The sequence below is a fragment of the Brevibacterium moorei genome, assembly GCF_024580735.1.
Classification (GTDB): domain Bacteria; phylum Actinomycetota; class Actinomycetes; order Actinomycetales; family Brevibacteriaceae; genus Brevibacterium; species Brevibacterium moorei.
Genome location: NZ_JANIJX010000017.1, coordinates 77,512 through 88,078, shown reverse-complemented (window position 1 = coordinate 88,078; position 10,567 = coordinate 77,512). Strand labels below are relative to the sequence as shown.

5 protein-coding genes are annotated in these 10,567 nt (G+C 68.1%); 4 read left to right on the top strand and 1 reads right to left on the bottom strand.

The annotated features are described in order from the left end of the window. Positions 1-866 precede the first annotated feature (866 nt). Complete coding sequence (locus NQ034_RS11715; RefSeq protein WP_257049032.1) at positions 867-5,594, top strand: metallophosphoesterase; 4,728 nt, start codon at positions 867-869, stop codon at positions 5,592-5,594. Positions 5,595-5,700: 106 nt separating this feature from the next. Here the strand turns inward: NQ034_RS11715 and NQ034_RS11710 are convergent, their stop codons facing one another. Beyond that, positions 5,701-6,630, bottom strand: coding sequence for a LysR family transcriptional regulator (locus NQ034_RS11710; RefSeq protein WP_257049031.1), 930 nt, complete (start codon positions 6,628-6,630; stop codon positions 5,701-5,703). Between the two features lie 189 nt (positions 6,631-6,819). Here NQ034_RS11710 and NQ034_RS11705 point away from each other — a divergent pair, with 189 nt between their 5' ends. From NQ034_RS11705 to NQ034_RS11695, 3 genes are read left to right on the top strand one after another with little or no spacing between them, the layout of a single operon-like run. Next, a complete protein-coding gene (locus NQ034_RS11705; RefSeq protein ID WP_257049030.1) occupies positions 6,820-8,055 on the top strand; it encodes a tyramine oxidase subunit B in 1,236 nt (411 codons plus the stop codon). 14 nt (positions 8,056-8,069) lie between these two features. Continuing rightward, a complete protein-coding gene (locus tag NQ034_RS11700; protein ID WP_257049029.1) occupies positions 8,070-9,257 on the top strand; it encodes an FAD-dependent oxidoreductase in 1,188 nt (395 codons plus the stop codon). Between the two features lie 16 nt (positions 9,258-9,273). Beyond that, entirely contained in the window at positions 9,274-10,542 is a 1,269-nt protein-coding gene (locus tag NQ034_RS11695) for an allantoate amidohydrolase (RefSeq protein ID WP_306428267.1), read from the top strand. Positions 10,543-10,567: the final 25 nt, after the last annotated feature.

Sequence of the window (10,567 nt, the reverse complement as noted above, 5' to 3'; positions counted from 1 at the left end):
GATCCGGTACTTCCCACCAGTCTTGTCCACGACCTGCACAACAGTGGCTCCGGATTTTGAAGGCACGCGGCGGACGAACGGGCTCATACCGGCCATTTTAGGCGACCCGTTAGTTACCCACGCCCCCAAGCGTAGGCCTCTCACCAGCACAAACAATCTCGAAATCCCAGAAATCGCCCAACATTGTGGAAGTCAGGTCCGATCTCGACACGCAACACTCCTGCCCGGGCAAGCCCTGCAGCGTTTCCAGCGAGGGCACGGCATCCCCCGCTCAAGATGGGCGACCTGCGGCTGCTTCCAACCCAGCCAAGCGGCAAAGGCCTGCTGAGTCAGATCGGGCTCGGCCCAGAATCGGACAACAGCGACACTGACCGCGCCGACCGCTGAGGTTCGATCCGATTCCTCCGCATAGCCGGGGTCGCTGGCCCGCCTCGTATCCTGCAGGTCAGCGTGGCTCTTCAAATCTGCAAGCTTCATTTCAACTCCTCCACTTCGCTCAGACGTCTCTTGGCAGCGCGACAAGCCCTCGAAAACCTTTGGGGTCGAACTACGCTTCAGGCCCATACACTCCGACGACAAAAGTCTCACCGACTCGGCGATACAGTACCCGAGTCACGCTGCTTCCACCCCGAGGCCGAAGTTCCCGTAATTTGTCGGCCCCTTTCACGCTACTGCTATGCGGAAATGGCAATGCGGGACCGGCATTAATAATGCTTGTCGATGGCATTGTCGAACGTAACAGCCACCACAACAGGTAAACACCCAACACCTGACTTATTCATCGGGGTTCAGCCGCGGGCAACCCTGCCGCCACCTTCCCGGGCGAGGATGGGCCGGTAACCACCCCCATCCGCAAAGGAAACTCTGTGACGCCCGAAAACCGCCCCTTCCGTCCTGCACGGCATTCGCAGCTGCCCCGCTACCGCCGGCACTCACCCCTGGCGCCCCGTCCCCTGCTGGCCGCCGCCGTCAGCCTCGGCCTGGTGCTCAGCCCCGCCATGGCCAGTGCCGCGGCCCTCCCGCCCGACGCCTCCCACGACCAGCAGAGCACTCCGGCCACCACAGCACCGGAATCCGACCGGCAGGTCGAGGGGAAGACGAAACCGGACGCCTCATCCGGCATCGATGCACCCTCAGTTCCCGCTGCAGAACCGGACCCGGCCGACGAGTCCACGGAAGACGACGCGACCACACAGCCCGCGGACAATGCCCCGGCCGCTCCACCGACCGAAGACGACTCCGCGGACCGCCGGACCGCCGACGCGGACCCGGCGACCCCGGGGCTGGGCACATCGAAGCCGGGCGCCCCCGTGTTCAACCCCGGCCCCAAGGGCAAGCAGGGGCCCGCACCGGAGGACGCCGGCGACCAGTTCGCCGAACGAGACGCCGCGGGCGGTCCACGCACCGCGTCCCAGTTGAAGAAGACGACGAAGACACACAAAGCGCGGTCCGTCGCACAGCTCGACTCCCCCAGGGCCGCAGCGAAGCAGACGATCAGCCCCCTGGACGGACTCCTGCAGATCACCGAACTGCTGCCCGACTCCACCAATGTCAACGGCTCCGACGGCTACGAGTTCGTGGAGATCCACAACCCGACGGACCAGTCGGTGAGCATGGCGGACTTCGACCTGCGCTACCTCTACCCGGCGGCCGACTTCACGATCGATTCGGCGGCCGTCTGGCGACTGGACGACCCCGCCGCCCAGATCCCCGCCGGCCAGTCGCTCATCGTGTGGATCAAGAACGGCGCCAACGACGATAAGACGACCACGGACTTCACCGACTTCTTCAACTCCCACAAGCCCGAACCCGCCGAGGGTGAGGACCCGATCCCGGATCTGGACCCCGATTCGATCAATCTGGTGACGACGTCCACCGGCGGCATGGCCAACGGCTCCCCACGCGGCATGGAGATCCGCACCAAATCGGGCACCACCGTCAACCGGGTCTTCTACAACATGAACGGTGCAAACGACGTCGCGGCCAATCAGGGCATCCAATACGCCTACGATCCGGACAGGCCCGCCACCGGCGTGCTGATCGGCCGCACCGCGCCCACCCCCACCCGGGTCGCACCCGAGCAGGTGCCGACCGAGCCCCTGCACTGGCCGGCCGACGCCTCGGCCCCTGTGATCGACGATCGGACCCCGGAGGAATTCGCCGCGGATGAGGACGCTGTCTTCCGCTTCACCGTGACCGACGATGTGCTCACGCGCAAGGCGACCCTGCGGCTGAAGTCGAACGCCGATCAGGACTTCACCGCATACAACCTGGTCGCCGAGGCCGCCGGCGGCCAGGAGTCCGGCGGCCAGGACGGCGGCCCGGCGGCGGGCGGGTCGGCCACGACCTACACCTTCACCGTGCCCAAGGCGGATCTGCGGGGCAAGCGGTCCTTCGACTACGAGCTCACGGCCGGCGACGGCACCCACGAGGCGAAGAAGACCGGCACCGCCAAGGTCGCCAGCGCGAACGATGCGCCACTGCGCCTGAACCTGGAAGACGGCCAGTTCGTCTCCGGACCGACCCGGGTAGCGGCCGCCGGCGACGGTTTCCCCGGCACGGCCAAGCTCAGGGTCACCGCCCCCGATGGCAAGGTCACGGATCTGCAGACGGAATCGGAGCTCGAACGCGAGCCCATGTTCGTCTTCGAGGCCAGCCAGACCGACGATTACTTCCGCAACGGCGTCGTGGTCGACGGCAAGGTCGTCAACGTCTTCGACCGCGGCCTGTACTCCGACTGGGGCACGATCGAAACCGCCATCCCCTTGGAGGCGATCAAGGACGGCAAACTATCGGCGGCGATCTACGCGGGAACCAAGGCCAAGACCGATATCGACCCGGATGAGAACAACGACGACTTCGTCGTGCGCAATGTCCGCCTGCTGCTGCCCGACGGCCGGACCCTGCGCCCGGCCGGTTACGACGATCCCTCGGTCGAACTGCAGATGGGCGATTCGGCGGGCAAGATGGACTTCTTCGATGCGCAGTTCGAACTGCCCGAGGACGCCGAGCACGCCCAAGCCGCGGTCTGGGACACCACGGGCACCGGCGACGGGGACTACACGGTGACCGCCACGGACGATTCCGGCAATGAGGTCGGCCGGAAGGTCACCGTGGACAACACCGCCCCGCAGATCTCCACCGAGCTGGCCGAGGGCAAGCTCTACCAGGGGAAGTTCGACCTGGACGCCGAGGTGACCGATGCGGGCTCCGGCCTGGCGCAGGACGGGGTGCACGCAACCCTCGACGGCCAGGACATCGAACTGCCGCACAGCACCAGCAGCCTGGACCTGGCGCCCGGTAAGCACACCTTCACGGTGCACGCCCGCGATGAGCTGGGCAATTCCAGCAGCAGGGAGATCGAGTTCTCAACCCCGGAGGAGAACCCCTTCGCCGAGCTCCTGACCCCCGACGGCTCCACCGCCCGGACCAAGGACGCGCGCTTGTCCGCGAAGGTCACCGACCCGACCAAGGACGAGCTGCGCGTGGAGTTCCTGCGCGGCGAGCGCCTGCGCTTCGATCGGGACAACGACGGCGCGGGCAAGATCGCGGCTACCTCCGGCAGTGTGCGCGACGCCGACCAGGCCGAGCGCGAGGACGGACAGGCACTCAAGGCCGGCCAGGCGACTGTCAGCGACGACTCCCTGCCCTACAACTCCTTCGACGTCAAGGTCCCCCAGGGCGCCGACGCCGCTGCCAAGGTGCGCGTGGCCTGGGCCGGCCGCGCCAACCCCGGCGCCCGGGTCCGACTCCTGGTCTGGGACGCCGAGGCGGCCAAGGGCAAGGGTGCCTATGTCGAGGTGGCGGCCCAGCTGGCCGCAGCCGAGGACGGTGAGGGCGACGCAGGCGACGCGGCCAAGGACGGCACGACCTCGGCCGGGGACGGCACGACCTCGGCCGGGCAGGTGCACCTGGAGGCCCTGGTCCCCGTCAAGGGCCATGCGATCGAACGGGACGGCAAACAGGTGGTCCGCGCCCTGGTGCAGCACTCAGTCGGTTTCTCGGGCGAGAACCTCTCGGATCGCGACACCAAGGTGAAACCCGCGCACAAGGAGGACACCCCGCGCGATCAGTACGACTTCACGCTGGGCTGGGAGACCGATACGCAGTACTACAACGCGAGCTATCCCGCCCGGCAGAAGGACATCCACACGTACTTCCTGGACCGGCGCGCACCGCTGAACCTGCAGTACATGTTCCACACCGGCGATATCGTGGACAAGTCCAAGCAGGAATACCAGTGGGAGAACGCGGATCCGGAGTACAAGCGCCTCGACGACGCCAAGCTGCCCTACGGCGTATTGGCAGGCAACCACGACGTGGACCAGCAAGCCAGTGACTACACGGACTATGCGCGCTATTTCGGCGCGCACCGTTACCAGGGCAATCCCTGGTACGGCGAGTCCTTCCAGGACAACCGCGGTCACTACGATCTGATCTCCGCCGGCGGCAACGACTTCCTCATGCTCTATATGGGCTGGGATCCCACCGATGAGGGCATCGCGTGGATGAACGAGGTGCTCAAGAAGTATCCGGAGCGCACCGCGATCATCAATATGCACGAGTTCATGATGACCACCGGAGGCCTGGGCCCCGTCCCGCAGCGGGTGATGGACGAGGTCGTGGCGAAGAACAAGAATGTGCGGATGGTCCAGTCGGGGCATTACCACGACGCCTTCACCCGCAAGGACCAGTTCGACGACAACGGGGACGGCACACCCGACCGGACGGTCAACACCGTCCTGTTCGACTTCCAGGCCCTGCCGGAGGGCGGCCAGTCGTATCTGCGCCTGCAGCACTACGACAACCAGAACCGGACGATGACCTCGCGCACCTTCTCGCCGTATCTGGCCGACTACGACTCGGATGATCCGGCCCTGGAGGAACAGCACCAGGAGTTCACAATCTCCTATGACGAATTGGGCCTGCACCCGCAGGACAAGACGCTGACAACCGATTCCTTCACCGCCGATGTGCTCGGCGGCAATATCGCCGGGGCCGGGCTCGACTCCGGGCGCACCTTGCGCACCGGTATGCCCTGGGACTCCGGGGAGAAGGCCGGCGCGACAGGACGGAAGAAGAGGGCACTGGCGCAGACGAAGGAATCCGATCCCTCTTTGCTGGCACAGTTCGACAAGGTGGAGTCCGGTTCCACGGTCACCGCGAAGCTCGAGGACGTCGAGGCCGGTCCGCTGAGCTGGTATGTGCGGGTGACCGATGACAACGGCGGGGAGTTCCTCTCCGATATCCGCACGCTCGAGGTCCGCGCTGGCGAGGGTTCGGACGAGGACGGCCCTGACGGGGATACCGGGGACGCGGACGGCAACGGCTCCGCAGAGCCGAGCGAGCCGAACGAACCGGGGACGCCCACGTCCGGGCCCGAAGAGCCGGGCGACGAGGGTTCGGGGTCGGATGGGCCCGGGGCCTCCGGGAACGCGGACGGTGCTAACGAGGCCTCTGCCGGGGATGCGGCGCGCCCCGGCGGCAGCCTGCCTGTCACCGGCCCCGCCGCCCTGGGCCTGGCCGGTCTGCTGGGTGCGACGCTGCTGGGCCTCGGCGCCTGGTTGGTCGCGCGGGCTCGTAGAAGGCGCTGAGCCGGAGCCCAGACACCACCCTGGCGCGGGAATCACCTGTTATAGCAGGTAGTTCCCGCGCCACGGTGGTGTTTATGCGCCAGGGTGGTGTCTGTGCGCGAAGACACTAACCCGCCAGCCGGGGTGCCAACACGCCCCCGCCGGTCAGCCCCGCGGCGGCCCGGTGCAGGCAGTCGATGAAGGCGCGGTCGGCGGCGGGCTGGCGCGGGTTCTTCAGGGTCGCGGCCAGCAGTCGGGTGGTCGGATCCCCCTCCAAGGGCACGACCGCGATCGAGGCCGGGACCAGATGGCGGATCGACTCCGGCAGGATGCTGGTCCCCACCCCGGCCGCTACGAAGCCCAGCGCGGTCTCCTGGTGGACGACCTCCTGGACGGTGTTCGCCTGGCCGGCGCAAGGTCCCAGCGCCAGGGCCACGCGGTCGACGAAGCCGGTCATCTTCTCCCGTGGATAGGAGATCATCGGCACCCGGGAGATGTCCCTGGCCGACACCCGCTTCCGCTGCGCCAGCGGATGGGTGATCGGCAGGCAGGCGACCAGGCGCTCGGCGTAGACGACCTCGGTGACGATCTCGCTCGAATCGTCCTCGACCTCATCGCGGATGATCGCCACATCCAGTTTGCCCCGCAGCAGCTCCGTCCGCTGTTCCCCACTGGTCAGCGGCGCCAGGTTCAGAGCGACCTTGGGCCGGGATTCCCTGAACAGGGGAACCACGCCCGGCAGCACGGTGTAGTTCGCCGAGGAAACGAATCCGACGGCCAGCGTTCCCGCATAGCCGTCGGCGAATTCGCTCAGCTCATCCACGCTGTCGTCCAGATCTTCGAGGATGGAGGCCACCCTGTCCTGGAAGCGCTTGCCCGCGGCGGTCAGTTGGACGTGGCGGGTGGTGCGTTCGAAGAGTTTGACCCCCAGTTCGCGCTCCAGCCGGCTGATCTGCAGGCTCAGCGGGGGCTGGGACATGTGCAGCGACGCGGCGGCCCGGCCGAAGTGGAGTTCCTGGGCGACGGCCATGAAATAGCGCAGCTGACGAAGTTCCATGCGAGGAATATTAGGTGTCACAGATCACGGGAGTGTTACAGGCATATTAAGACGCAAACGCTATCAATCGGCATCCAAATCGGTATTTGACCACAGTCGGATTCCGGGGGTTTGCTTGACATCGACACACGTCAACGAGACCCGGATCACCCAGACGGATCACTCGACCGGATACCCGAGGAGACCACCATGACGGCAGAACCCACCACCTCCACCCAGGCCCCCACCCAGATCGGCTCCGCGCCCTCCACCGACCCAGCACAGATCCAGGCCCTGGAAACCGCCCCGCAGGGCACCAGGATCGACCTGCTCTACCTGGACGAGCCCCAGGTCATCGCAGCCGGCATGAAGGACATGGCCACGTGCATCGACGTGATGGAGGAGGTCATGGTCCTCGTCGCCCAGGGCGACTACCGGATGGCGGGCAACTCCGCGAACTCGCACGGCGCCCAGATCTCCTTCCCCGCCTCCAGCCCCTTCCCCACCATGCCCGTGGATGCCCCCGACCGCCGCTTCATGGCCATGGCCGCCTACCTGGGCGGACGCTTCGACACCGCCGGGGTGAAGTGGTACGGCTCGAACGTCGACAACCGGGAGAAGGGCCTGCCCCGGTCCATCCACATGATCGTGCTCAACGACAAGGAGACCGGCGCCCCCTTCGCCATCATGTCCGGCAATCTGGAGAGTGCCTACCGCACCGCGGCCGTCCCCGGCGCCGCCGCCCGCAAACTGGCCCCGGAGAACGCGAAGGTGCTGGGCATCATCGGCCCCGGCGCCATGAACAAGTCCGCCCTGCACTCCATGACGGTGGCCCGCCCCAGCCTCGACACCGTCAAGATCTACGGCCGCCGCCGCATCACCAGCGAGACCTTCGCCGAATACGTCAGGGAGAACTACCCGCAGTTCACCACCATCGAGATCGTCGATTCCGTTGAGGGCGCGGTGCGCGACTGCGATATCGTCTCCGAGGCCGTCACCGGCCTGGTCGGCTCCGAGAACTACCCCTACATCGACGGGGAGTGGATCAAGCCCGGCGCCTTCCTCAGCCTGCCGGCGAACCTCAAGATGGACAAGGAGTACACCCTCTCCGGCAAGGCGCGCCTGCTGTGCGACGCCAAGAAGATCTACGAGGCCTGGGCGGAGGAATACCCCGCACCCAGCCACGAGACCGCCTTCGGGATGATCGGCCTGTATTGGCAGGACCTGATCGATGCGGGCGAATTGGACCCCGAGCGCGTCGTCAACGTCGGCGATGTGTTCGCCGGCCTGGCACCGGGCCGCGAATTCCCCGAACAGCCCGTGCTGTTCTCCGTGGGCGGGATGGGCGTCGAGGACGTGGCCTGGGGCAAGACCGTCTACGAGTCCGCGGTGAAAATGGGCATCGGCACCAAGCTCAACGTCTGGAACACCCCCGATCTGGCCTGAGAGGACGACGCACAGTGGCAACCCCCGCAAGCACTTCCGACAGCACCACCTACGCGATCATCGGCGCCGGCCTGGCCGGGGCCTCGGCCGCCTGGCATCTGGCCCGCACCGGGGCCGAGGTCGTCCTGCTCGAACGCGACCGCCCGGCCAGCGTGCTCGGCAGCTCGCACGGCTCGGCGCGCATCTTCCGCTACGCCTACCCCGACCCGTTCTACGCGGACCTGGTCGTCCAGGCGCGCACCGCATGGGACAAGCTCGAGGCCGAATCCGGCCGGCGGCTCATCACCCCGTCGGGCTCCCTTGACTTCGGAGCCGTGCGCGATCCGCACGCCCTGGCCAGGACCCTGGAGTCCGTGGGCGTCGAGCACGAACTCCTGTCCGCTGCGGCGGCGCAGGAGCGCTGGCCCATGCTCGACTTCGACACCGATGTGCTCTGGCACCCCGGCGCGGGCGTGATCGACGCGGAGTCGACCGTCAACGCGATGGTCGAGCTGGCCTGCGCCGCCGGCGCGACGCTCAAGACCGATTGGGAGGTCGCCTCGGTGACCCGCGGCCCGCGCGCCGGCTACACGCTGACCTCGGCCACCGGTGAGACGATCTCCGCCGCCGAGGTCATGGTCGCCGCCGGCGGCTGGCTGCCCCGGCTGCTCGGCGGGCTGGACCTGCCTGCCAGGTTCGCCGACCGGCTGCCGGAGTTCGAGGTCAAGCAGGAGAACGCCTACCACTTCCCCTATGCCGACCCCGCGGCCACGGGCGAGACCCCGGCCGGCGGCTCCACCAGCTGGCCCACGTTCATCTACAAGGGCGAGTCATTCCAGGCCTACAGTCTGCCGGGCGGGCGCGATGCCGACTTCCGCGGGCAGAAGATCGCGGAGTACAACGGCGGCAAGGCCATCGACTCCGCGGCCGACCAGGACCGGCTGATCGATCCGGTCAACCGCGAGCGCGTCACCGGTTTCGTCCGCGAGTTCGTGCCGGGCCTGGAGACGACCCCCTATGCGGAGACCACGTGCCTGTTCACGAATGTGCCGCGCGACGATATGATCATCGACCGGGCCGAGGGCATCACGATCATCAGCCCGTGCTCGGGACAGGGCGCGAAGTTCGCACCGCTGTTCGGCGAATTGGTCGCCGACCTGGTGGCCTCGGGAGTGGCCCATGAGCGGTTCAGAGCCGATCACCAGCGATTCGCGGTGGCCTGAGATGAATACATCCGAGATGAGTGCATCCGAGATGGGCACGCCCGGCATGAGTGAGCAGAACGTGGCGCCGGCCGATGTCCGCGATGCCAATGCGCTGCTGGCCGAGATCGCGGGCATCGGGTGCGATGAGGTCCGCGGCGGGTACTCCCGGCCGGTATTCGGCCCCGCCGAACTGCGCTTGCGCGACTGGTTCGCCGGCCATGCCAAGGCCCTGGGCCTGGATGTGCACACCGATTCCAACGGCGTGATCTGGGCCTGGTGGGACACCGGCGACCGGGCCGACGCCGTGGTGACCGGCAGCCATCTGGACTCGGTGCCGGGCGGCGGCAACTTCGACGGACCACTGGGCGTGGCCTCGGGCCTGGCGGCCGTGGCGCGGCTGCAGGAGGCGGGATTCCGTCCGGCCCGGCCGATCGCCGTGACCGTCTGGCCCGAGGAGGAGGGCTCCCGCTTCGGACTGGCCTGCCTGGGCTCGCGCCTGGCCACCGGGGCTGCCGACCCTGACACCGTGCGCGCCCTGTCCGACGACTCCGGCGCCTCCTTCGCCAGGGCCGCCGCAGAGTCCGGGGTCCTCGACCCCGCCACGATCGGCCCCGACCTGGCTGCCCTGGCCCGCATCGGCGCATTCGTCGAGCTCCACGTGGAGCAGGGCCGGGGGCTCGCCGACCTGGACCAGCCGGTGGCCCTGGGCGGGGCGATCCTGGCCCACGGACGCTGGCACGTCACGCTCACCGGCACCGGCGACCACGCCGGCTCGACCCGGATGGCCGATCGGCACGACCCCGTGTTCGTCGCCGCCGGGCTGATCCGCGCGGTGCGCTGCCAGGCCGCCGCGGTCCCCGAGGCGCGCGCCACCGTGGGGCGCCTGCAGGTGACCCCCGGCGGCACGAACGTCATCGCCTCCCGGGTCGACGCCTGGCTCGACGTGCGCCACCGCGACGACGCCACGGTCCGCGGGATCGTCTCCGCGATCGAGGCCGCAGCCGGGCAGGCGGCCCGTGCCGAGGGCTGCACGGTGACCGTCGCAGAGGAGTCCTTCAGCCCCGCTGTGGACTTCGACGCCGGCCTGCGCGCCCGGCTGCAGTCCGTGCTGCCCGACGCCCCGGTGCTCGACACCGGGGCCGGCCACGATGCCGGCGTCCTGGCGGCCGCCGTGCCCACCGCGATGCTGTTCGTGCGCAACCCGACGGGGACCTCACACGCCCCGGCGGAATCCGCCCGCCCGGTCGACGTCGAAGCCGGCGTCGCAGCCCTGACCAGGGTGCTCACGGCCCTGGCCGGCTGACCCCGAAACGCTCCACCCCGCCCCG

Bases quoted from the DNA above. Each gene is read 5' to 3' on its own strand.
- NQ034_RS11710 (WP_257049031.1), bottom strand. From the start codon at position 6,630: ATGGAACTTCGTCAGCTGCGCTATTTCATGGCCGTCGCCCAGGAACTC.
- NQ034_RS11705 (WP_257049030.1), top strand. From the start codon at position 6,820: ATGACGGCAGAACCCACCACCTCCACCCAGGCCCCCACCCAGATCGGC.
- NQ034_RS11695 (WP_306428267.1), top strand. From the start codon at position 9,274: ATGAGTGCATCCGAGATGGGCACGCCCGGCATGAGTGAGCAGAACGTG.